The organism is Streptomyces sp. BBFR102 (assembly GCF_051397025.1).
Classification (GTDB): domain Bacteria; phylum Actinomycetota; class Actinomycetes; order Streptomycetales; family Streptomycetaceae; genus Streptomyces.
Window position 1 is genome coordinate 5,709,827 of sequence record NZ_CP195757.1, and the last position, 21,944, is coordinate 5,731,770.

Here is a 21,944-nt window from a genome sequence, read left to right on the forward strand (position 1 = left end):
GCACCGGTCCCTCCCCCGCCCGCTCCGAGCTGCCCGGCGACCCGCCCCCGTCTACGGTGCCGCTATGAGTGACTTTGCGCAGGGCGCGGAACCGCAGGAGTCCGAGGACGCCGCCATGGCCCGGGAGGCGGTGGACGTCTACCTGGCCCGCCAGCTCTCCGAGTGGGAGGGCCAGCTCAGCGCGGCCACCGAAGGGACCTCCGAGTACGACGAGACGGAGAGCTACCTCCGCGCCGAGGAAGGCCGCCGCGCCGCCTGGCGCCGCACCGGCCGAATCGACGCCGCCCTCGCCCTCGCCGTCGACGAACGCGCCCGCGCCGACCTCAAACTGGGCGCCATCGACCCGCCCCGCCGGGAGGCCATCCGACGGGGGCTGCGGGAACTGGGGTGGGACCCCGAGGTGAACTCGGATGCCCAAGTGCGGTGAGGCGGCCCGCGGGCAGGAGGCGCCCTGAGGCACCGGCCGGGTGTGCCGGAGCCCGGCCGGCGCCCGAAGGCGGAACCGGGCGGCGGGAGGTAGGGAAGTGCGGGACCGTCAGCCGGCGACAGGCCGTGCCCGCAGGTGTGGCCGCTCGGCGCTCCTCCTGCTGAGCTTCGCCTCCGGCGCCGCCGACGTCCTCGCCGTGGTCGCGCTCGGCGGGGCCTTCGCCGGGATCATGACCGGCAATCTCGTTCTGCTGGGGGCAGCCGCGGCGATGGAGCGGAGCCAGGGGGTGTGGGCGCCCGCGCTGGCGCTGGGCGGGTATGTGCTGGGCACGGTGCTGGCGGTGCCTCTGACCGCGCGTCGGGGCGGGCGGCGGGCCTGGCCGCGCGGGGCGCTGCTGTGCCTGGGGGCCGAGGCGGTGGTGCTGGCCGGGGTGGCGGTCGTCTGGACGGTCGCGGACCGGCCCGACCCCGGGGGCGCGGCGGCCTGGGTGCTGCTGGTCCCGTTGTCGGCGGCGATGGGCGTGCAGGCGACGACCGTGCTGTCGCTGGGCCGGGAGGGCGCGCCCACCACGTTCTTCACCAGTACGCTCACCACGCTGGTCGCCGGGTTCGCCGCGCGGCAGCCGGGGGGTGTGGACGGGTGGGCCGTCGCGCGTCTCACCTGCCTCTTCGCCGGGGCCTGCGGCGCCGTCCTGATCCGCCGGGTGGCACCGGACGTGGCACTCTTCCTGCCGGCGCTGCTGGTGGCGGCGGCGGTCGCGGTGGTCGCGGCGGGACGGCGGGAGTGACGGGACCTGGCCGGGACGCCCGCCCCGGTTCCGGACGGCTCCGGCACCAGGACGGTGCACAAGGCCATCGTCGGCGGCCACTCCGGCGAGACGATCCGCCCGGTCAACGGCTCCGTCGAGTGCAGGCGTGGGCCGAGGCCGCTCCGGCCGCCCAGCCCGGGGCCGGAGTGGACGTACCCCGTACCCGCGCTGGCATGATGCGGGCCATGAACGATCGCATCATCGCCGCCTGTGACGGAGCCTCCAAGGGGAACCCGGGCAAGGCCGCCTGGGGCTGGGTCGCCGCCGACGCCCACGGCAGCCCCGAGCGCTGGGCCGCCGGACCACTCGGCACCGCGACCAACAACGTCGCCGAGCTGACCGCCCTCGAAGAGCTTCTGAAGGCCACCGACCCGTCCGTTCCCCTGGAGGTGCGGATGGACTCGCAGTACGCGATGAAGGCGGTCACCACCTGGCTGCCCGGCTGGAAGCGGAACGGCTGGAAGACCAGCGCGGGCAAGCCCGTCGCCAACCAGGAACTGGTGGTGGCCATCGACGCCCTGCTGGCCGGGCGCGACGTCACCTTCGTCCACGTCGCCGCGCACCAGGTGGGCGGCGACGCCCTCAACGCCCTCGCCGACCAGGCCGCCACCGACGTCGCCGCCTCTCAGGAGGCGGCGAGCAGCGCCCTCGGCTCGCCCTGGCCCGAGCCCGACCCCTCCCGCGCCGCCGCCCCCAAGGCCCGGCCCAAGGGCGGCGCCCGCGCCGGTGCGCGCAAGACCGGAAGTGGAAACGGAGGCACCGGACGCGCCATCACCGCGAAGTTCCCCGGCCGCTGCGCCTGCGGTCGGCCCTACGCGGCGGGCGAGAAGATCACCAAGAACGGCAGCAGCTGGGGGCACCCCGAGTGCCGTGAGGCGGTCAGCGCCGGCTGACCCCGCCCGGCGGCGCCCCGGCCGCCGCCTCCACCCCGTCCAGCAGCAGCGCGAGCCCGGCCGCGTGGGTGGCGTCCATCCGCTCCTCCCATGTGGTCGGCGCCCCGCCGCCGGTGCCCTCGGCCGACCATCGCACCGACAGCGGGAACCGCTCCGCGAAGTCGGGCGCCACCTCGTCGAGCCGTGCCGAGCGCTCCGCCCACCACTCGGTGTCCTCCACCCCGGTCGCCGTCGCGGCGAGCCGCGCCTCCGCCCGCGTCCGCGCCCCGCCCCGCACCAGGTCGAAGAGGGAGGCGGCCGCCGCCCGGAGAGCGCTCGCCGGCAGACCGGTCGCGAAGAGGATGCCCGCCAGCGACTCCATCACCCGCTGCTCGCAGGGGCCGAGCACCGGCCGTGCGTACGAGACCTGGAGCAGCCAGGGGTGGCGCAGGTAGAGCGCGCGCAGATCGGCCGCCCAGGCGGTGGCCGCCGCCCGCCAGCCGCCGTCCAGCGGGTACGCGCCGGGCAGCTCCGCGTGCGCCCGGTCGTACATCAGGTCGACCAGCTCCGCCTTGCCCGGAACATAGGTGTACAGGGCCATCGGCGAGCGGCCCAGCCGGTCGGCGACCGCGCGCATCGACAGGGCCGCCCCCCGCCCTCGTCGGCCACCTCGACGGCCGCCGCGACCACCGCCGCGACGCTCAGCGCCGGTTTCGGCCCCGGGCCACTTTGCCTGCCCCCGGCCTCCGCCTGGAGATCGCGGCGGACGGCGCGCAGACCGCCCAGTTCCTCGGTCTCTACCAGGCCCTCGACGGGTTCGACGAGGAGGCGGCGCAGAGCCGGGTCGGCTGTCCCCGGCTCTGTTTCGCCGGATCGGCGGACGTGATCCCCTACGGGCCCGGCTGGGGCGGCGTGACCGTCGACATGGCCGGTCCGCTGACCCGCGACCGCGCCCGGCTGGAGGCCGCGGGTTGGCAGGTCCAGGTCCTGGACGGCCTCGACCACACCGGTGCCATGCAGCCGGGCGCCGTCCTGCCCGTCCTCAGGCCGTGGTTGGCCGAGGTGTGTGCGGGCTGACGCGGGCGTCCGGACTCAGCGGCTCACCGGTCCAGTTCCTTGTGGGCGGTCTCCGGCAGCCGCAGGTAGACCACGGACGAGACCAGGCACAGCACACTCACGTACCAGGGGAACAGTCCCGGGTGGCCGAGGTCCTTGAAGAGCGTCCCCATGTACGGGGCCGTGCCGCCGAACAGGGCCACGGTCAGCGAGTAGGGGAATCCGATCCCCGCCGCCCGTACCCGCGCCGGGAACACCTCGGCGTTGACCGCGGCCGAGATCGAGGTGAACCCGGTCAGCAGCACCATGCCCGCCAGTTGCACCAGCAGCAGCGACAGCAGCGACCCGGTCAGCGCCCGCAGCAGCGCCACCGACAGCAGGGCGAATCCGAGCCCGAAGAAGAGCAGCAGCGGCTTGCGTCCGTACCGGTCGGACACCATCCCGCCCACCGGCTGGAGCAGCGCGAAGACGGCCAGCGAGACGGTGCCGACCAGTAGCGCGTCCGCCTTGTCCATGCCGACGTTCAGCTCGGCGTAGGTCGGGAGGTAGGAGGTCCAGGTGTAGTAGGCGAGCGTCCCGCCGGCGGTGATGCCGCAGATCAGCAGGGACTGGCGCGGGTGATGGCGCAGCGCGTCGAACAGGCGTGGCTTGGGGGCGCGTTGCTGCGCCTCGCTGCGGGTCTCGTGCGCGCCCTGCCTGATCCAGAAGCCGACCAGGCTCAGCACCGCACCGAGGACGAAGGGGACGCGCCAGCCCCAGCCGTCCATCTGCCCCGGCGACAGCGAGGAGACGAGCAGCGCGGCGACGCCGGACGCGGCCAACTGGCCCACCGTGGTCGACACGTACTGGAAACTGGAGAAGAGGCCGCGCCGGCCGGGCCCGGCCGACTCCACCAGGAAGGTCGTCGAGGCGGCGAACTCGCCGCCCACCGAAAGCCCTTGCAGCAGCCGCGCGACCACCAGCACCACCGGCGCCAGCAGCCCCGCCGAGGCGTAGGTGGGCGTGAGCCCCACCAGCAGACTGCTCCCGCCCATCAGCAGGATCGTCACCGTCAGCGCTGCCCGCCGCCCGCGTCGGTCCGCCACAGCGCCCATCAGCAGACCGCCGACCGGCCGCATGAAGAACCCGACCGCGAAGACGGCGAAGGTGGAGAGCAACGGCACCAACGAGTCGTCGGCGTCCTTGGGGAAGACCTGGGCGGCGATGTAGGTCGCCAGGAAGGTGTAGGCGTACCAGTCGTACCACTCGACAGCGTTGCCGACGGAGGCGGCGAGGAGCTGTCGGACGGGTTGCGCGGGTCGGTTCGGCAGCGTGACGGTATCTGTCATGGTCCTGACCTTTCCCCCGCATCCCCCCTGCTCACGCGCGGTTTGACGGAGTCGACACACTCCCGTCACCCGAGCTCGCCTTCCGTCGCCGATCGGCTCTGCCATCTGGTGGGGCCGGTGATCGACAATCCGTCGGGAGCACGCTTCCGCCGGATCAGCCACGACGACGTGGCGTTCGTCGGGCAGGTCTCGGAACTCGTCAACTGGACCACCGGACCACGTGGAGAGTCGTGGGCGCGCCGCCGACGAAGGCGGAGCTGCCGAAGGGCAGGGGCGTGAGGTGGGCGCGGGCGGTGTGGAGCGCGGCGGCGTATCAGGTGAGGCCGGAGTCGATGACGACGACCTCGCGTATCTCGCTCACGTCGTCGCCTCCGTCGCCGCCTCTGGCTTCGCCGGGGTGATCTTGTCGATCAGGTCCACCACCAAGGTTTTGATCTCGTCGCGGATCGGGCGCACGGCCTCGACGCCCTGGCCGGCCGGGTCCTCGAGCTTCCAGTCGAGGTAGCGCTTGCCGGGGAAGGCGGGGCAGGTGTCGCCGCAGCCCATGGTGACGCAGACGTCCGACTCGCGGACCGTGTCGACGGTGAGGATCTTCGGCGTCTGCTTGGAGATGTCGATGCCGACCTCGGCCATGGCCTCGACGGCGGCCGGGTTGATCTGGTCGCCCGGGTTGGAGCCGGCGGAGCGGACCTCGACGCGGTCGCCGGCCAGGTGGGTCAGCCAGGCGGCCGCCATCTGGGACCGGCCGGCGTTGTGGACGCAGACGAACAGGACGGACGGCTTGTCGGCCATGATGATCGCTCTCTCCTGTCGCATGGCGAAATCCAGCCGCCGATGACTTCAGCCCTCGCTGGTATCAGCGGGCGGTGATGTGAAAGTATCAGTACATGCTGACTTCAGTCGATCCTGATGTGATCCGGGTGCTGGGCGATCCGCTCCGCCTGAAGATCGTGAACCTGCTGGCGTGCGAGACCCTGTGCACGACGCACCTGGTCGAGGAGACCGGAGCCAAGCAGACCAACCTGTCCAATCACATGAAGGTGCTGCGTGAGGCCGGCATCGTGGAGACCGAGCCGTGCGGTCGGTTCACCTACTACAAGCTCAAGCCCGAGGTCCTGGCCGGCCTGTCCGCGCAGTTCGCCGAGCTTGCCGCTTCCGCCCGCACCGCCGCCGAGAACAGGAGGGCCTGCCCGTGACCTCCCCCCAGCCCACCATCACCCCCGCTCCGGCCGGAGGCGGGGACGACTCGATCGTCAAGAAGCTCTCCACCCTCGACCGCTACCTCGCGGTGTGGATCCTCATCGCCATGGCCGTCGGCCTCGGGCTCGGACGGGTGATCCCTGGGCTGAACGATGCGCTGGCGAAGGTGGAGATCGGCGGTATCTCCCTGCCGATCGCCCTCGGCCTGCTGATCATGATGTACCCGGTTCTGGCGAAGGTCCGCTACGACAAGCTCGACGCCGTCACCGGCGACCGCAAGCTGATGACCTCCTCCCTGGTCATCAACTGGCTCCTTGGACCGGCGGTGATGTTCGCCCTGGCGTGGATCTTCCTGCCGGACCTGCCCGAGTACCGCACCGGCCTGATCATCGTCGGTCTGGCCCGCTGCATCGCCATGGTCATCATCTGGAACGACCTGGCCTGCGGCGACCGCGAGGCCGCCGCCGTCCTCGTCGCTCTGAACTCCGTCTTCCAGGTCATCGCGTTCGGCCTGCTGGGCTGGTTCTATCTCGACCTGCTGCCGGGCTGGCTCGGCCTCGGCGCCGGCGAGCACCTGGACATCTCGATGTGGGAGATCGCGCTGAACGTGGTCGTCTTCCTCGGCGTCCCACTGCTGGCCGGCTTCCTGACCCGTCGCGTCGGCGAGCGGAAGATGGGCCGTGAGGGCTACGAGCGGACGGTCCTGCCGAAGATCGGCCCGTGGGCGCTGTACGGGCTGCTGTTCACGATCGTGATCCTCTTCGCCCTGCAGGGAAAGACGATCACCTCGCAGCCGCTGGACGTCGCCCGGATCGCGCTGCCGCTGCTGGTGTACTTCGCGGTCATGTTCTTCGGCACCTTCCTCCTCGGCAAGGGTCTCGGCCTGGCCTACGACCGCACCACGACCCTGGCGTTCACGGCTGCGGGCAACAACTTCGAGCTGGCTATCGCCGTCGCCATCGCCACCTTCGGCGTCACCTCCGGCCAGGCCCTCTCGGGTGTCGTCGGCCCGCTCATCGAAGTCCCCGTGCTGATCGGCCTGGTCTACGTAGCCCTCGCCTGGCGAAGGAGGTTCGCCGCCGACGCGGTGACCACGGCCCCGTGACGCAGGACGTGGAGGTCGTGGTCGTCGGCGGCCAGGCGGCATTCGCCCGCCGGGGCGGGGCGGGCCCAGCCGGTCTTCCGCCTCCTCCATTCCGTCGGGATGGCAACCGCCCGCCTCGTCCACTACCGCCTTTGGCGACTGCCCGCGGCGGAACGTGACAGGGCTTCACCGACGGGAGTCCGGGTGTGGTCATGCCGGAGCGGAGGCGCCTACCAGCAGCTGGCCCATGGCGGCAAGCACGGACGGCTCGACGCGGTAGTACACCCAGGTGCCGCGCCGCTCGGAGGTGAGTAGTCCGGCCTCCTTGAGCTTCTTCAGGTGGTGGGACACCGTGGGCTGGGAGACGCCGACGTCGGAGATGTCGCACACGCATGCCTCCCCGCCGGGGTGCGAGGCGACCGCCGAGAACAGCCGCAGTCGCACCGGGTCGCCGAGTGCCTTGAACATCTTCGCGGTCCGCTCCGCCTCCTCGGCGGTGAGTGGCCGCTCGGTCAGCGGCGGGCAGCACGGCACCACGGTCTCCGGCTCCAGCGGCGGCGGCACCTTCGTATTCGACATGCGTCTATGTTGACACATGTCGAATCAGAGGGCGAGGGGGTTGAGTCGCGTGCAGTCACGGGCCCGCCCTCGCCCGCCAGGTGTCGGTCGCTACAGGCCGGCGGCGGCCGGGGCCTGCTGGGGTGCGGGTGGCCAGAGCCGCCGCGATCCGGCCGCCCGCCCGAACGCCTCCAGTGTCAGCGGTGCCAAGCCCTGCTCGCGCCAGAAGCAGGTGGCGGTCGGCCCGGACTGTCCGCCCTTGTTGATCGCGGCATCGGCGTACGCCATGAACTCACCCTTAAATTCGACAACCGTCTATGTTGACGCTTGTCGAATCAGGTGCCATGCTGACGGCGTAAGCCATCGACGGACGTCGAATCAAAGGAGTCGCCGTGAACGCGCCCACCTCCAAGCTGCCTGTCGTGGTCATCGGGGCCGGCCCGATCGGCCTGGCCGCCGCCGCCCACCTCGCCGAACGCGGCATCGCGCCGCTGGTTCTGGAGGCCGGGGCGTCCGCGGGCGCCGCGGTGCGCGAGTGGTCACACGTGCGGCTGTTCTCCACCTGGGGCGAGGTGACCGACCCCGCCGCCGAAAAGCTGCTGGCCCCCACCGGCTGGGCGCGGCCCGACGCGAACGCCTACCCCTCAGGCGGCGACTGGGTCGAGCAGTACCTCCAGCCTCTCGCTGACGTCCTGGGTGAGCGCGTCCGCTTCGGTGCCACCGTCACCGGCGTGTCCCGCGCCGGCCGCGACCGCGTCGTCGACGCCGACCGCCAAACCCAGCCCTTCGTCGTACACTTCACCGCCGCCGGCGACCGCGAGGAGCGCGTCCTCGCCCGGGCGGTCATCGACGCCTCCGGTACCTGGACAACCCCGAGCCCGGCCGGCGGCAGCGGCCTGCCCGCGCTCGGCGAACGGGCGGCAAGTGACCGCATCACCTACCGCGTCCCCGACCTCAGGGACCCAGCCGTGCGCGCCCGGTACGCGGGAAGGCGTACCGCCGTCATCGGCTCCGGCGCCTCCGCCTTCACCGCCCTCGCCTACCTCGCCGACCTGGCGAAGTCCGACGACGGCGCGGGAACGAAGGGCGTGTGGATCGTGCGCCGGGGTATCTCCGGCTCCACCTTCGGTGGCGGCGAAGCCGACCAGCTCCCCGCGCGTGGCGCTCTGGGCCTGGCGGCGAAGGCCGCCGTCGAGGAGGGACACGCGGACGCGGTCACCGGCTTCCGCACCGAGGCGATCGAGCGCGACGCCGAGGGCCGCCTGGTCCTGGTCGGCGAGGATGGACGCCACCTGGACCCGGTCGACGAGGTGATCGTGCTGACCGGCTTCCGCCCCGACCTGTCCTTCCTCGACGAGCTGCGCCTGGGCCTCGACGAGCGCCTCCAGGCGCCGACCGAGCTTGCTCCGCTGATCGACCCCAACCAGCACTCCTGCGGCACCGTCTACCCGCACGGTCACCGCGAGCTCTCCCACCCGGAGCAGGGCGTGTACCTGGTGGGCATCAAGTCCTACGGCCGCGCTCCGACGTTCCTGGCGATGACCGGCTACGAGCAGGTCCGCTCCGTCGCCGCAGCGATCGCCGGGGACCTCGACTCCGCCGACCAGGTGGAACTCACTCTGCCCGAGACCGGCGTCTGTGGCGGCGCCGGACTGTTCGACGCCCGCGACGCCGCTGAGGTCGACGGTGGCGGCTGCTGCGCCCCCGCGCCGCAGCTCGTCCAGCTCGGCGCCCCCGCCACGGCCGGGGCGGGGGTCGACCAGGCTCCGGCGGGCGGCTGCTGCGGCTCGTGACCGACCTCGGCACCCCGGCGGGGCAGCGACCGGAACGGGGCCGGTCGCGTGCCCGCGCCGCCCTGCCCGCCCTCTGCGCCCCGCAGATCGCGAGCCGGGGCGTCGGGGTGTGACGGGCGACGTCCCGTTGCTCAAGAAGAGGTCTGCCAGGTCTTGGGGGAACGCCGCCTGGCGGGTGTGGGGGAGGGGGAAGCGTCGAGGCGGTATGAGCCGACTGCAGACCTGAGGTGCCCTCACTGAAGTCAGCAAGTGGTCAGCGGTGAGCCTGTCGGAGACGGTCGGATTCTGCGACACCCCCTCGCGCCCCCCTGCGCACGCGCCGATTGACGGAGCCGAGGCACTCCGTCACTCGGACCGTCCGCCGGCCCCGGTGGCTTGCCCGTGGACCTTCTTTGCGGCGTGCGGGCGCAACCGCCTCAGTTCCTCCGCTGCCTCAGCTCGCCCTTGACTACCTTCCCTCCGGCGTTGCGCGGGAGCGCCTCGGTCACCACCAGGTCCTTGGGCATCTTGTAGGAAGCCAGTCGCCCGCCGAGGAATTCGGTGAGCTGGGCGAGCGACAGGGCGGCGCCGGGCGTGAGTGCGACATGGGCGACCGGCACCTGGCCCCACTGCTCGTCGGGGCGCCCGACCACTGCGACCTCGAACACCGAAGGGTGCCCGGCGATGGCGCTCTCCAGCTCCGCGCAGTAGATGTTCTCACCGCCGCTGATGATCATGTCCTTCTTGCGGTCGACCACCCAGACGAATCCCTCGTCGTCCTGCTTGACCAGATCTCCCGAGTGGAACCAACCGCCGTGAAACGCCTCCGCCGTCTCGCGGGGCTTGTTCCAGTACCCCTGGGTCACCGTGGGGCCGCGGTAGACGATCTCGCCGACCTCCCCGACGGGTACGTCGTTCATGTCCGGGTCGACGATGCGGTACTGGACCGTCGGGATGGGCCGGCCCACCGACCCCAGCTTCCGTAGTGAGTCCTCGCCTCGCAGGACACAGGTGATCGGGGAGGTCTCGGTCTGCCCGAACACCGCCACGTTCAGAGCCCCGGGGAAGCTCTCGCCCATGGCCCGGAGGGTCGCGTCGCTCGCTGGAGCGGCGCCCCAGCTGATGACGCGCAGGCGAAGATCGCGCTGGTCGATGCCGGGCTGGGCGCAGATCAGGTCCCACTGCTGGGGCACGTTGAAGACGACGGTGGCTCCCTCGCGCTCGTAGGCGTCCAGCACGGCCTTGGGGTCGAACGCGCCGAGCGGGTGGATGACCACGGCGCTGCCGACCAGGAAGTTGGCGACGATCGAGCCGAGTCCGGCGATGTGGAAGAAGGGGGCGGTGAGGAAGCCGACGTCGGAGTCGTCGAAGATGTCCATCGCCTGGATGCAGGTGATGGCCTGCACCTGCATGTTGCGGTGGGAGAGCATCACTCCCTTGGGTCGGCCCGTGGTGCCGGAGGTGTACATGATCAGAGCGGTGGACTCCTCGCTGATGTCGGGGAGTTCCATGGGCGGGGCCGAGGCCAGAAGGTCCTCGTACGCGAGGTGGCGCCCCGGAGTCTCGCCCTCCCCGCCGACGACGATCACGGTGCCGATGGAGTCGACCGACGGCACATCGGCGAGTCGGGGCAGCAACTGCGCGTCGACCACGATCGCGGAGGGCGTGCAGTCGGAGAGGATGTGCTCCAGCTCGGGCGGGGAGAGTCGGAAGTTGAGCGGGACCGCCATGGCGCCGAGGCTGTTCGCGGCGAAGACGCTCTCCACGAACCACGGGTGGTTCAGGGTGAGTAGGGCCACCCGGCCCCCCTCCCGCACGCCGTGGCCGGCCAGCGCGGCCGCCAGCTGCAGTGACCGGCGTGAGAGCTGGGCCCAGGTCGTGGTGGTGCCGAGGTGTCGCAGGGCGGGCTTGTCCGGCCGCATCCTCGCGTGGGTCGCCGCGTGGGCCATCCAGTGATGGCGGAAGGACCAGGCGGGAGCAGTGTCCGTGGCCATGCCACTCCTTGCACTCGAATGGGGAAGGGGGTGGGGGCGGGCGCCATTATGCCCGTGAAGCGGCTGCCCCAGAAAGAGTTTTGTTAATCAAAAATCACATAGAAGTGAAGTGCCGATCACTGGGTGGCGGGGAGGTGCCCGTCCGCTTCTTCGCCTGCGTGTCCTGTGATTGACTTGTCCGCATGGCCCAGTTCCCGTACGTCCCCACCCCTCGGTGAGCGCCGATCCGCTCGCGGCCACCCGGCCACGGAACCGCAGGCAGCTCATCTCCGAAGCGGCCGGCCGCGTGTTCAGTGAGCGCGGCTACCACGCGGCGTCCATGGAGGAGATCGCCGCGAGGGTCGGGATCAGCGCCGCGGCTCTGTACCGGCACTTCCCGAACAAGTACGCGCTGTTCTCCGAGTGTGCGAACGCCATGGTGGACCGGCTGGCCGAGGCGCTGGACGACGTGCAGCCGGAGGCGGACCTGGGAGAGGCGCTGCGGGCGGTCACCCGCGTCGCCGTGGCTCATCGCGCCTCGGGCGGGCTGTACCGGTGGGAGGCCCGCTACCTCGACGCTGAGGACCGCGAGGTCCTGCGGGCCAAGTTCGGCCGTGTGGTGGAAAGAGTGACCGAGTCGGTACGGCGCGAGAGTGCGACACCGTCGGCGGAACTCTGTGCCGTGTCGGCCCTCGGCGCGATCGGCTCCATCACGATGCATCATGTCTCGATCGCTCAGCGTCGAGCCGAGAGTGTCCTCCTGGCGTCCGCGCTGTGTGTGGCGGCGACCGACCCCGAGAGGCCGTCCGGCGCCGTGCTCCCCGTCGAACTGCCCACCCGTCCGGCGCCGCGCACGCGCCGCGCCGAGATCCTGGCCGCCGCCGTCCCGCTCTTCGCCAGGCACGGGTTCGCCAAGGTCACGAACGGGCAGATCGCGGAGGCGGTGGGACTGGTTCCGTCCGCGCTCTATCGGCACTACCCCACCAAAATGGATGTCCTGGCGGCGGCGTGCCTTCAGGCGGCGGAGCTGCTCACGCAGGCGGTGGCCCGGAGTCTGGAGGGGAGGGCCGGTCCGCATGAGGCCCTGGTCGCACTGGCTTCCACCTACGTGGCCTACAGCTTCGAGTACACCGAACTCACCAGCGTCGCCGAAGCCGAGGTGGCCGGCCTGCCGGAGGGGCTGCGGCAGCCGGTGGTTCTCGCGCAGCGCGAGCACATCGCCGTATGGGAGCATCAACTGAGGTTGGCAAGGCCTGAGTTGGACCCGAGGCAGGCCCGGGTTCTGGTGCACGCGGCGTTCGGTGTCGTGGTGGAGGCCGGACGGAGGCTGCACTGGCGGGACACCCAGGAGAACCGTGACCGTGTCATCGCCCTGGCTGTCGGTGCCCTCGGGGCGAAGGGGAGGTGACCGGGGTGGCCGGAAGGCGGCCGGGTCGCGGCGCCTCCGGTCGAAGTGCCGCCGAAGACCCCAGGTCGTGCGGTGCCCCGCGATCCACCGGAACGGCCGCGAGGCACCCTGGAGCAGGGACGGCGGATCAGGCTCCCGGACGGTTCGCGGCGGGCAGGGTGATCGGGGTCTGCGTAGGAGAGGTCCCGTGGTTCAGGAACAGCATCGCGACGCCCCGCACGAACTGGTCGAACAGGTAGAGCCCGTCGGGAACGACCGGGGAGAGGCCCTCCCGGAAGGCGACGTACGTCGGCCACGCGACCTTGATGAGTCCGCGAGACGCCCAGTCGTTCCGCAGCCCCAGCCAGTCGGCGTAGGTGTCGCCGATCAGGAAGCGGACCATCTCGTGGACGAAGCCGGTGGTCAGGCCGAGGGTCGCGTCCTCGATGTACCCGAGCAGAGTGGTGGCCAGGCTGGTGCCCTCGACCGTCGGTGAGACGACCGGCCACAACATCTGGTCGGCCTGCTTGCGCGCCTCGGCCCAGCTCGCCGGGATGAACTGGCGCTGTACGCCCAGCAGGTGCAGTGCCACCTGCCAGGCGTGCAGGTCGGCGGCCTCTTCCTCCGCGGAGAGCTTGATGCCCCACTTCTTCATGTTGTTGTACGCGACGGTGGCCACGGAGTGGAAGGTGACCAGGATGTCGCCGTTGCTGATGGGCTTGGGCTGGTCGGCGGTCTCCATGAAGCGTTCCGAGGTGACCAGCAGGTTGCGGACCACGGAGTGCACCAGGCGCGTCTTGTTGGCGCTCACGACGAAGAACCCCGAAGGCTGCCAGGTCGTCGGGCTGTGCAGGTCGTATCCGAAGGTGAAGGTCTTGGCCGCGCGGTCCCTCATGTCGGCGCCGCCGGCCGACCAGTACACCGCCCTGGCCTCGCGGGGGATGACGGTGCTGAGGATTCCGCTGCCCAGGCTCTCCGACACGAACAGGTAGCTGTTCAGCCGCTTGTAGAGCTTCTCGGAGGCGGCGAGCAGCTGGGGGTCGGCCCATGAGGGGAGCCGGTTGACCTCCTCCAGGTAGGAGGTGAGGTAGCCGGGCATGCCGGAAGGCAGGGCGTCCTTGTTGCGGACCCAGGAGTCCCAGGCCCTGTTGACCGAGGGGATCGAACCGTCGGCGAGGAGCCGGGCGGCGACCTCGTCCGCGTCCGGGTCCCAGACCTGGAAGGGGTCGGTGACCGTGTCGGTCCCGGCGATCGAGCCGGCCGACGACCATGACCAGGCGTTCGGAGCGCTGGTCACCGTGGCGATGCCGAGTAGGGCGCCGATCGACAGGGCGCGCCTCCTGGTGAGATCTTGCATGTACTTTCCCGCCCTTCGCGCAGGGGACGATGCCTCGCGCCAGCGGGCATCGGCCCTGATTCGAGCTGGTCGCAAGCTTGTCCAGCGGTGTGATTTCTGATTAACATAACGAGGCGTCCGGTCGGCAGCAAGACCCGTGCACGACCCAAACCGCCGCAGTCTCGTGGCGTGCCCGGCCTCTCCCGCGCCCCCAGCACCGACGGGCGGCCCGACGCTCCCTCCACGCACCCCACGCGCACCCCTCGGACATCTCCAGGAGCCCCTCATGGACGCTGAGCAGGACCCGTCGGAAGCGCCACCCCTCCAGGCGGCTGCCGGTCAACGCCCGTCCTGGGTGAGTGACGAGTCGGTCAGGCGGTGGTGTTCGTGGGTGCACCGTGACGCCGGGCGTCAGGGGCCGAGGTCCGCGCCGCCCCTCACCGCCCTCGCGCCGTTCGACCTGTCGCCCGTCGCGCCTGTCCCCTCCTGCCTTCCTGAGGACGTCGACTCCGCCGTGGCGGTGGCTGCCGCCGCCCAGCGCCGATGGGAGAGCGTGCCGTTCGCCCGCCGGGCCGGGATCGCGCTCGCCTTCCACGATCTGCTCCTCGGCCGGCAGGCCGAGGTCCTCGACCTGATCCAGTGGGAGACCGGGAAGGCCCGGTACCACGCCTGGCAGGAGGTGGCGCAGGTCGCGGCCATCGCCCGTCACTACGCGCGCCGCGGGGCCCGGTACCTGGCGCCGCGGCGGGTGCGCGGAATGGTCCCCTGGCTGACCAGGGTCGAACAGCGACGGGTGCCCAGGGGGGTGGTCGGCGTCGTCTCCCCGTGGAACTACCCGCTCTATCTCGGCGTGGGCGACGTGCTTCCGGCGCTGCTCGCCGGGAACGGTGTGGTCTCCAAGGCCGACCCGCAAGCCGCGCTCACCCTGCTGTGGACACGCTCCTTACTGCGAGAAGCAGGGCTGCCCGACCCGCTGTGGCGGATCGTCGCCGGGGACGGGGCCGCCGTCGGGACCGCCCTGACCGACGCCGTCGACTTCGTCTGCTTCACCGGGTCGACCACCACCGGCCGGGCCGTCGCCGAGCGTGCCGCCCGCCGCCTGACCGGGGCCTCTTTGGAACTGGGCGGCAAGAACCCGCTCATCGTGCGCGAGGACGCCGACATCGCCGCGGCCGCCGTCGGCGCCGTCGTGGCCGCCTTCGCGAACACCGGGCAGATGTGCATCCACGTCGAACGCGTCTACGCGCAGGAGAGGGTGTACGAGGCCTTCCGGGACGAACTGGTCCGGCTTACCGCGTCGCTGCGGCTGGGGAAGTCGTACGACTACGGGGCCGATCTCGGCTCACTGGTCTCCTCCGCGCAGCTCACCGCCGTCCGCGCCCACATCGACGACGCCCTCGCCAAGGGGGCCACGGTGCTCACGGGAGGCCGGGCGCGTCCCGACGTCGGGCCGCTCTTCCACGAGCCCACGATCCTTGAAGGAGTGACGCCCGACATGGACGTCTGCGCGCAGGAGACGTTCGGACCGGTCGTGTCGCTGTACCGGTACACCACCGACCAGGAGGCCATCGGCCTGGCCAACCAGGGCAGTTACGGTCTGTCCGCCTCGATCTGGTCGAAGGACACGCGAGAGGCGGCCCGGATGGCCGGGCTGATCCGGGCCGGATCGGTCAATGTCAACGACGGTGCCGCCGCCGCGGCGGGCAGCGTCGAGGCCGAGATGGGAGGGATGGGCGACAGCGGACTCGGCCGTCGGCACGGCGCGGAGGGCATCCGCAAGTACACCCAGTCCCAGACGGTCGCCGTGCAACGCCTCCTTCCCCTCGGGTCTTCGCCCGGGCGGTCGCCGGCGGACTTCGTCCGCCGCACCAACGGCCAGCTGACCCTGCTACGCCGGCTGGGCGCGCGGTGAACGCCGACGCTCTCTCGGCACGGGAGAGGTACGACGCCCTGCGGGACGCGGCGGGTCCGGTCTCCGCCCAGGCACTCGACGCGTTGTGGGCCGACCTCGAAGCGGTGGCCGTCTCGGCCGTCCTGGGTTCCTGGCGCGGCTTCGCCTTCCCGACCGGCCATCCCGTACAGCGGGTGCTGGCCCGCAGCCGGTGGCACGGCAAACGGTTCGTGGCGCTGGACGACGCCAAGCCCTTGATCTGCCGGGCGGGGGACGGTTCCCTCTACTCCGACACCACGTCCGGCCGCGGCGAGGCCAGCCTGTGGAACGTCGAATTCCGCGGCGAGGTGACCGCCACGATGGTGTACGACGGCATGCCCGTTCTCGACCACTTCAAGCGAGTGGACGACACCACCCTCCTCGGTGTGATGAACGGCAAGGGCGCGACCGTCTCCGACGAAGGCCATCTCTTCTACTTCGGCCTGGAGCGGGAATGAGGATCTCCGCCGTACTGTCCCGCGGCGCGGCCCCCAGCGAACTGGTCGACGCCGAACTCGACGAGGCCAGGTCCGACGAGGTGATCGTCCGGATCGAGGCGGCCGGCGTGTGCCATACGGACCTCGTCACCCGGCAGCGGCTCGGCGAACGCCCGGCCGTGCTCGGCCACGAGGGGTGCGGCACCGTCGAGCACGTGGGCCCGGCCGTCACGGGCCTGACGGCCGGGGACCGGGTCGTGGTCTCCTTCGCGTCGTGCGGCGGCTGCGCCCGGTGCCGGGCGGGACGGCCCGGCTACTGCGCATGGGCGACCGCGCTCAACAGCTCCGGGCGGCGCCTCGACGGATCGGCCACACTTCGCGTGGGGGGCGAGCCCGTCTTCGGCTCCTTCTTCGGCCAGTCGTCGTTCGCCTCCGCCGTCCTGACCAGCGCTCGGCAGTGTGTGCCCGTCGAGGGCGTGCCCCCGGAGGCGGCCGCGCCGCTGGGGTGCGGCTTCCTGACCGGAGCCGGGGCGGTGCTCAACGTCCTGAGCCCCCGGCACGGCGACCGGCTCCTCGTGCTGGGCGGCGGTGGCGTGGGGTCGGCCGCGGCGCTCACCGCGCTCTCCGAGGGGGTCGAGGTCGTGGTGGTGGAGCCGGTCGGGAGCCGCGGTGCCCTCCTCGAACGCTGCGGCGCCGAGGTCCACCCTTCGCTGCGGGGGGTGCGGACGGCGGTGACTCACGCGCTCGACACCACGGGGCGGCCCGAGGTCATCGCCGGCGCCCTCGAATCGCTCCAGCCACGTGGAACGCTGGCCCTGGTCGGGCTGGGTCCCGCCACCGTTCCGTTCGATGTGCGGTCCCTGGTGATGCGCGGGATCGAGGTGCGCGGCAGCGTCGAAGGGGACGCTGATCCCGCGGTGCTCATCCCCGAACTCGTGCGGCGGTACCGGTGCGGCCTGCTGCCCCTCGACCGCCTGGTGACCACCTACCCGTTGGCCGGCCTCGACCGGGCGGTCGCCGACCAGCAGGCGGGCCTGACGACCAAACCGGTCCTGCTGCCCGGCCGCTGACGGCAGGCAGCGCCGGCCCCTTGCCACCGCCTCCATCCGGAACAGGAGTCCTGATGACCGACGTGATCACCGCCAAGCGCGCGCTCTACGAAGAGGAGCACGAACTGCTCCGGAAGACGGCCCGCGCCTTCGCCGACAAGCACGCCGCTCCCCACGCGGAGCGCTGGCGGACCGAGGGCAGGGTCGGCCGGGAACTCTTCGTGGAGGCGGCCCGCGCCGGAATCCTGGGGTTCAACATCCCCGAGGCGTACGGGGGTGCCGGGGCGGCCGACTACCGCTTCAACGCGGTGATCGGTGAGGAGTTCTCCCGCCACCCCGCCGCGGACGGCCTCGCAGCCGTGACGCTCTCCAACGACATCGTCGTCCCCTATTTCACCGACTTGACCGACGAACGGCAGAAGGCTCGCTGGCTCCCGGGGATCGCCGCCGGTGAACTCGTCGTCGCGGTGGCGATGACCGAGCCCGGGACCGGCAGCGACCTGGCCGGGATCGCCACCACCGCCGTCCGCGACGGGGACGACTACGTGGTCAACGGCAGCAAGGTCTTCATCTCCAACGGCCAGAACGCCGACCTCGTCGTCACCGCGGTCAGGACGGGACCGGACCGGCACGGCGGCATCAGCCTGCTGGTGATCGAGGCCGGCCGGGCCGGGTTCTCCCGTGGACGCAACCTGGAGAAGATCGGGCTGCACGCGCAGGACACCAGCGAACTGTCCTTCCAGGACGTACGCGTCCCCGCTGCCAACCTCCTGGGCGAGGAGGGGAGCGGCTTCGCTTCCCTGGTGCGCAATCTCCCGCAGGAGCGGATCTCCATCGCCGCCAACGCCGTGGCTTCCATCGAAGGGGTGCTGGAGCGCACGCTGGAGTACGTCAGGGAACGCAGGGCCTTCGGCCGGCCGATCGGCAGCTTCCAGAACTCCCGCTTCCAGCTCGCCGAGATGGTGACCACGGCACGGGTCGGACGCGCGTACCTCGACGACCTGCTCGCCCGGCACTCACGCGGTGAACTCACCGGGGTGGACGCGGCCGCCGCGAAGTTCTGGGCCACCGAGCACTACGTCGACATCGTCGGACGCTGCCTGCAACTCCACGGCGCCTACGGCTACATGCTCGAGTACCGCATCGCCCACGACTACCTCGACTCGAAGATCACCACCATCTACGGCGGCACCACCGAGATCATGAAGGAGATCGTCGGCCGCGACCTCGGCCTGTAGCCCGGTGCCGCCACCTCTCCGGCACCGGAACCAGACCCCTCCCGGGCAGCGCCCCGGTCCAAGAAAGGGAGCGTCATGTCCGACGCCTTCATCTACGACGCCGTCCGGACGCCACGCGGCAAGAACCGCGGGGGCGCCCTCCACGGCACGAAACCGGTCGACCTGGTCGTGGGCCTGATCCACGCGATCCAGGAACGCAGCCCCGAGCTGGACCCGGAGCGGATCGACGACATCGTGCTCGGCGTCGTCTCCCCGGTGGGCGAGCAGGGCGGTGACCTCGCCCGTACCGCCTCCATGGTCGCGTGTCTGCCCGACACCGTGGCCGGGGTCCAGGTCAACCGCTTCTGCGCCTCGGGGCTGGAAGCCGTCAACATCGCCGCACAGAAAGTCGCCTCCGGCTACGAGAGTCTTGTCCTCGCGGGCGGGGTCGAATCGATGTCCCGCGTTCCGATCGGGTCTGACGGCGGTGCCTACGCGCAGGACCCCACGACCGCCTACGACGCGTACTTCGTGCCCCAGGGCATCGGTGCCGATCTGATCGCGACCATCGAGGGCTTCCGTCGCGAGGACGTCGACGCCTACGCGGCCCGTTCGCAGGAGCGGGCCGACACCGCCTGGCGGGAAGGACGATTCGCGAAGTCGGTCGTGCCCGTCCACGACCTCAACGGGGTCCTGGTGCTGGACCACGACGAGCACCGCCGTCCCGGTACCACGGTGGAGAGCCTCGCGGCCCTCCCCCCGTCCTTCGCCGCCGCGGGCGCCCAGGCGGGCTTCGACGCGGTGGCGCTGCAGAAGTACCACCACCTGGAGCGGGTCCACCACGTGCACCACGCCGGTAACAGCTCGGGCATCGTCGACGGCGCCGCGCTCACCCTCATCGGCGACCGGGAGACGGGGGAGCGACTCGGGCTCGTCCCCCGCGCCCGGATCGTCGCGACGGCTGTCACCGGTGCGGAGCCCACCATCATGCTCACCGGACCGACCCCCGCGACCAGGAAGGTTCTGGCGAAGGCAGGACTGACCACCGAGGACATCGACCTGTTCGAACTCAACGAGGCGTTCGCCGCGGTCGTCATGAAGTGGCAGCGGGACCTTGAGATCCCCGACGAGAAGGTCAACGTCAACGGCGGAGCGATCGCGCTGGGCCATCCGCTGGGCGCCACCGGGGCCATGATCCTCGGCACCGTCCTCGACGAGCTCGAACGCACCGGCGGACGCAGGGGCCTCGCGACGCTCTGCGTGGGCGCGGGCATGGGCATCGCCACCGTCATCGAACGCCTCTGACACTCGGCCGCCGCACAGCGAAGGGGAGCCATCGACATGCCCGCATCCGCCATCACCTACGTACGGGACACCGACGGGATCGTCACCCTCCTCCTGGACGACCCCTCCTCGTCGGTCAACACCATGAACGACGCCTTCCTGACCGGACTGGAGGAATCCGTCCCCCGGTTGGAGGCGGAGCGGGACGAGATCGCCGGTGTGCTGCTCGTGTCCGCCAAGGAGACCTTCTTCGCGGGAGGCGACCTGAACCGGCTGAGCGCGGGGAGCGCGGACCGGGCGGCCGAGGAGACGGCCTACATCAACGGCATGAAGGACCTCATGCGCAGACTGGAGCGTCTGGGCAAGCCCGTCGTGGCGCTGCTGGACGGTACCGCGCTCGGCGGTGGCCTGGAAGTCGCGCTCTGCGCCCATCACCGGATCGCCACGGACCGGCCCGGCAGCCGCTTCGGCCTGCCCGAGGTCAGCCTCGGCCTGCTTCCGGGCGGTGGCGGCATCACCCGTACGGTCCGCATGTTCGGCCTGCACAAGGCCCTCTCCGAAGTCGTCCTGCCCGCCCGCAGGTTCGGCCCCCGGGCCGCGCTGGAGCTGGGGCTGGTGGACGAGGTCACCGAGGACCTGACGCGGGCCGAGGCCAGGGCACGCGCCTGGATCGCGGAGCACCCCGACGCCGTCCAGCCCTGGGACACCAAGGGTTTCGAGCTCCCGGGCGGGGATGTGCGGAGCGCGGGTGTCGCCGCCACCTTGCCCGCCCTGACCGGCCTCCTGCGCAGGCGCACCAGGGGAGCACCGGCGCCCGCGCCGCGAGCCGCGCTGGCCGCCGCGGTCGAGGGAGCCCACCTCGACTTCGACACCGCCTCGCTGGTCGAGACGCGCTACCTGGTCAGCCTGCTCACCAGCCAGGTCACCAAGAACATGATCAAGTCGTCCTTCTTCGACCTGCGCCACATCACCGCGGGCGCGAGCCGGCCGGGGAAGCCCGAGCGGTTCACCGCGCACAGGGTGGGAGTGGTCGGGGCCGGCATGATGGGCGCGGGCATCGCCTACGTGAGCGCGAAGGCCGGCGCCGACGTCGTCCTCAAGGACGTCACGCGCGAGGCGGCCGAGAAGGGCAAGGACTACGCGCGCGGGCTGGAGGCCAAGGCGGTCGCCGCCGGGCGCAGGAGCCAGGACGAGGCCGACGCGCTGCTCGCACGGATCACGACGGCCTCCGAGGCGGCGGACTTCGCGGGAGTCGACTTCGTCGTCGAGGCGGTCTTCGAGTCGGCCCCGCTCAAGCAGCGGGTCTTCCAGGAGATCCAGGACGTCGTGAGGCCGGACGCGGTACTCGGGTCCAACACCTCGACCCTGCCGATCACCCAGCTCGCCGAGGGCGTTGCCAGAAGGCGCGACTTCGTCGGCGTCCACTTCTTCAGCCCCGTCGACAAGATGCCGCTGGTGGAGATCGTCCGTGGCGAGCACACCAGCGACGAGACCCTCGCCAAGGTCTTCGACTACGCCCTTCAGATCGGCAAGACGCCCATCGTCGTCAACGACTCGCGCGGCTTCTTCACCTCCCGCGTGATCGGGTGCTTCATCGCGGAGGCGGTCGCCGCGGTCGGCGAGGGAGTCGAACCGGCCACCGTGGAACAGGCGGCGCTCCAGGCCGGCTACCCGGCGGGCGCACTGCAACTGCTCGACGAGCTGACCCTCTCGCTGACCCGGAAGATCCGGGTGGAGACACGTGCGGCCGAGGAGGCCGAGGGCCGGGCCTGGGTGGCCCATCCCTCGGAGGACGTCGTCGACTGGATGCTGGAGCAAGGGCGCGTCGGGCGACGCGAAGGCGCCGGCTGGTACGACTACGACGCCGCCGGCAAGCGGCTCGGCATCTGGCCGGGGGTCCGCGACCGCTACGGCTCGGGCCGGCGGGTGCTGCCGCTGAGGGACCTCCAGGAGAGGATGCTCTTCGCCGAGGCCCTCGACGCCGTCGACTGCCTTGAGAGCGGGGTACTCACCAGCGTGGCCGACGCCAACGTCGGTTCCCTCCAGGGCATCGGCTTCCCGGCGTGGACCGGCGGCGTGCTCCAGTACGTCAACCAGTACGAGGGAGGGCCGCACGGATTCGTCGCACGGGCGCGGGAACTGGCCGCGGCCTACGGGGACCGCTTCCTGCCGCCCGCCTCGCTGGTCGAGCGCGCCGAGCGCGGTGAGACCTATGAGTGAGAGCGC

The 21,944-nt window shown here is 71.4% G+C and carries 20 protein-coding genes and 1 pseudogene; 14 read left to right on the forward strand and 7 right to left on the reverse strand.

From position 1 onward, the window contains the following. Positions 1 to 64: 64 nt before the first annotated feature. From ACSLIC_RS25340 to ACSLIC_RS25350, 3 genes are all read left to right on the forward strand, one after another. Positions 65 to 427, forward strand: a complete 363-nt coding sequence (locus ACSLIC_RS25340) for a hypothetical protein (RefSeq protein ID WP_436740010.1) — start codon at positions 65 to 67, stop codon at positions 425 to 427. 97 nt (positions 428 to 524) lie between these two features. Beyond that, positions 525 to 1,214 carry a YoaK family protein gene (locus ACSLIC_RS25345; protein ID WP_436740011.1) on the forward strand — a complete coding sequence of 230 codons (690 nt, stop codon included), beginning with the start codon at positions 525 to 527 and terminating at the stop codon, positions 1,212 to 1,214. Between the two features lie 194 nt (positions 1,215 to 1,408). Then, positions 1,409 to 2,128: a ribonuclease H family protein gene (locus ACSLIC_RS25350; protein ID WP_436740012.1), complete on the forward strand. Its 720-nt coding sequence runs from the start codon at positions 1,409 to 1,411 to the stop codon at positions 2,126 to 2,128. On the opposite strand, the pseudogene ACSLIC_RS25355 reads toward ACSLIC_RS25350, so the two are convergent. Next, positions 2,115 to 2,893: pseudogene (locus ACSLIC_RS25355) on the reverse strand (TetR/AcrR family transcriptional regulator C-terminal domain-containing protein). The gene ACSLIC_RS25350 and the pseudogene ACSLIC_RS25355 overlap by 14 nt on opposite strands. Between ACSLIC_RS25355 and ACSLIC_RS25360 the strand changes: the two are divergent. Then, positions 2,837 to 3,184 (forward strand): hypothetical protein, encoded by a 348-nt coding sequence (locus ACSLIC_RS25360; RefSeq protein ID WP_436740494.1) that lies wholly within the window; start codon positions 2,837 to 2,839, stop codon positions 3,182 to 3,184. The pseudogene ACSLIC_RS25355 and the gene ACSLIC_RS25360 overlap by 57 nt on opposite strands. 23 nt (positions 3,185 to 3,207) lie before the next feature. On the opposite strand, the gene ACSLIC_RS25365 is transcribed toward ACSLIC_RS25360, so the two are convergent. Then, entirely contained in the window at positions 3,208 to 4,491 is a 1,284-nt protein-coding gene (locus ACSLIC_RS25365) for an MFS transporter (RefSeq protein ID WP_436740013.1), read from the reverse strand. Positions 4,492 to 4,848: 357 nt separating this feature from the next. After that, complete coding sequence (locus ACSLIC_RS25370) at positions 4,849 to 5,283, reverse strand: arsenate reductase ArsC (RefSeq protein ID WP_436740480.1); 435 nt, start codon at positions 5,281 to 5,283, stop codon at positions 4,849 to 4,851. A 95-nt stretch (positions 5,284 to 5,378) separates the two neighbouring features. Here ACSLIC_RS25370 and ACSLIC_RS25375 point away from each other — a divergent pair, with 95 nt between their 5' ends. Both ACSLIC_RS25375 and arsB read left to right on the forward strand, forming a co-directional pair. Then, positions 5,379 to 5,687 carry an ArsR/SmtB family transcription factor gene (locus tag ACSLIC_RS25375; protein WP_436740014.1) on the forward strand — a complete coding sequence of 103 codons (309 nt, stop codon included), beginning with the start codon at positions 5,379 to 5,381 and terminating at the stop codon, positions 5,685 to 5,687. Next, the gene (gene arsB / locus ACSLIC_RS25380; RefSeq protein WP_436740015.1) at positions 5,684 to 6,796 is read left to right on the forward strand and encodes an ACR3 family arsenite efflux transporter; all 1,113 of its coding nucleotides are present in this window, start codon (positions 5,684 to 5,686) and stop codon (positions 6,794 to 6,796) included. The genes ACSLIC_RS25375 and arsB overlap by 4 nt, the downstream gene beginning before the upstream one ends. 189 nt (positions 6,797 to 6,985) lie before the next feature. On the opposite strand, the gene ACSLIC_RS25385 is transcribed toward arsB, so the two are convergent. Both ACSLIC_RS25385 and ACSLIC_RS25390 read right to left on the reverse strand, forming a co-directional pair. Continuing rightward, on the reverse strand, positions 6,986 to 7,354 hold the full coding sequence (locus ACSLIC_RS25385) for an ArsR/SmtB family transcription factor (protein WP_436740016.1): 369 nt from the start codon (positions 7,352 to 7,354) through the stop codon (positions 6,986 to 6,988). Between the two features lie 90 nt (positions 7,355 to 7,444). Then, positions 7,445 to 7,621: a hypothetical protein gene (locus tag ACSLIC_RS25390; RefSeq protein ID WP_436740017.1), complete on the reverse strand. Its 177-nt coding sequence runs from the start codon at positions 7,619 to 7,621 to the stop codon at positions 7,445 to 7,447. 104 nt (positions 7,622 to 7,725) lie between these two features. On the opposite strand from ACSLIC_RS25390, the gene ACSLIC_RS25395 reads away from it, so the two are divergent. After that, positions 7,726 to 9,126, forward strand: coding sequence for an NAD(P)-binding domain-containing protein (locus ACSLIC_RS25395; protein WP_436740018.1), 1,401 nt, complete (start codon positions 7,726 to 7,728; stop codon positions 9,124 to 9,126). Between the two features lie 416 nt (positions 9,127 to 9,542). On the opposite strand, the gene ACSLIC_RS25400 is transcribed toward ACSLIC_RS25395, so the two are convergent. Continuing rightward, on the reverse strand, positions 9,543 to 11,099 hold the full coding sequence (locus tag ACSLIC_RS25400; protein ID WP_436740019.1) for a long-chain-fatty-acid--CoA ligase: 1,557 nt from the start codon (positions 11,097 to 11,099) through the stop codon (positions 9,543 to 9,545). 214 nt (positions 11,100 to 11,313) lie between these two features. Between ACSLIC_RS25400 and ACSLIC_RS25405 the strand changes: the two genes are divergently transcribed. Further along, positions 11,314 to 12,486, forward strand: a complete 1,173-nt coding sequence (locus ACSLIC_RS25405) for a TetR/AcrR family transcriptional regulator (protein ID WP_436740020.1) — start codon at positions 11,314 to 11,316, stop codon at positions 12,484 to 12,486. Positions 12,487 to 12,613: 127 nt separating this feature from the next. On the opposite strand, the gene ACSLIC_RS25410 is transcribed toward ACSLIC_RS25405, so the two are convergent. Further along, positions 12,614 to 13,822 (reverse strand): oxygenase MpaB family protein, encoded by a 1,209-nt coding sequence (locus ACSLIC_RS25410; RefSeq protein WP_436740021.1) that lies wholly within the window; start codon positions 13,820 to 13,822, stop codon positions 12,614 to 12,616. 265 nt (positions 13,823 to 14,087) lie between these two features. On the opposite strand from ACSLIC_RS25410, the gene ACSLIC_RS25415 reads away from it, so the two are divergent. The 6 genes from ACSLIC_RS25415 (at position 14,088) to ACSLIC_RS25440 (ending at position 21,938) form a co-directional block, all read left to right on the forward strand. Further along, complete coding sequence (locus tag ACSLIC_RS25415; RefSeq protein ID WP_436740022.1) at positions 14,088 to 15,713, forward strand: succinic semialdehyde dehydrogenase; 1,626 nt, start codon at positions 14,088 to 14,090, stop codon at positions 15,711 to 15,713. Then, positions 15,710 to 16,189: a DUF4334 domain-containing protein gene (locus tag ACSLIC_RS25420; RefSeq protein ID WP_436740023.1), complete on the forward strand. Its 480-nt coding sequence runs from the start codon at positions 15,710 to 15,712 to the stop codon at positions 16,187 to 16,189. The genes ACSLIC_RS25415 and ACSLIC_RS25420 overlap by 4 nt, the downstream gene beginning before the upstream one ends. Next, on the forward strand, positions 16,186 to 17,238 hold the full coding sequence (locus tag ACSLIC_RS25425) for an alcohol dehydrogenase catalytic domain-containing protein (RefSeq protein WP_436740024.1): 1,053 nt from the start codon (positions 16,186 to 16,188) through the stop codon (positions 17,236 to 17,238). The genes ACSLIC_RS25420 and ACSLIC_RS25425 overlap by 4 nt, the downstream gene beginning before the upstream one ends. Positions 17,239 to 17,291: 53 nt before the next feature. Further along, positions 17,292 to 18,455, forward strand: a complete 1,164-nt coding sequence (locus ACSLIC_RS25430) for an acyl-CoA dehydrogenase family protein (RefSeq protein WP_436740025.1) — start codon at positions 17,292 to 17,294, stop codon at positions 18,453 to 18,455. 75 nt (positions 18,456 to 18,530) lie between these two features. Beyond that, positions 18,531 to 19,739: an acetyl-CoA C-acetyltransferase gene (locus ACSLIC_RS25435; protein ID WP_436740026.1), complete on the forward strand. Its 1,209-nt coding sequence runs from the start codon at positions 18,531 to 18,533 to the stop codon at positions 19,737 to 19,739. A 36-nt stretch (positions 19,740 to 19,775) separates the two neighbouring features. Beyond that, entirely contained in the window at positions 19,776 to 21,938 is a 2,163-nt protein-coding gene (locus ACSLIC_RS25440) for a 3-hydroxyacyl-CoA dehydrogenase NAD-binding domain-containing protein (RefSeq protein WP_436740027.1), read from the forward strand. Positions 21,939 to 21,944 lie beyond the last annotated feature (6 nt).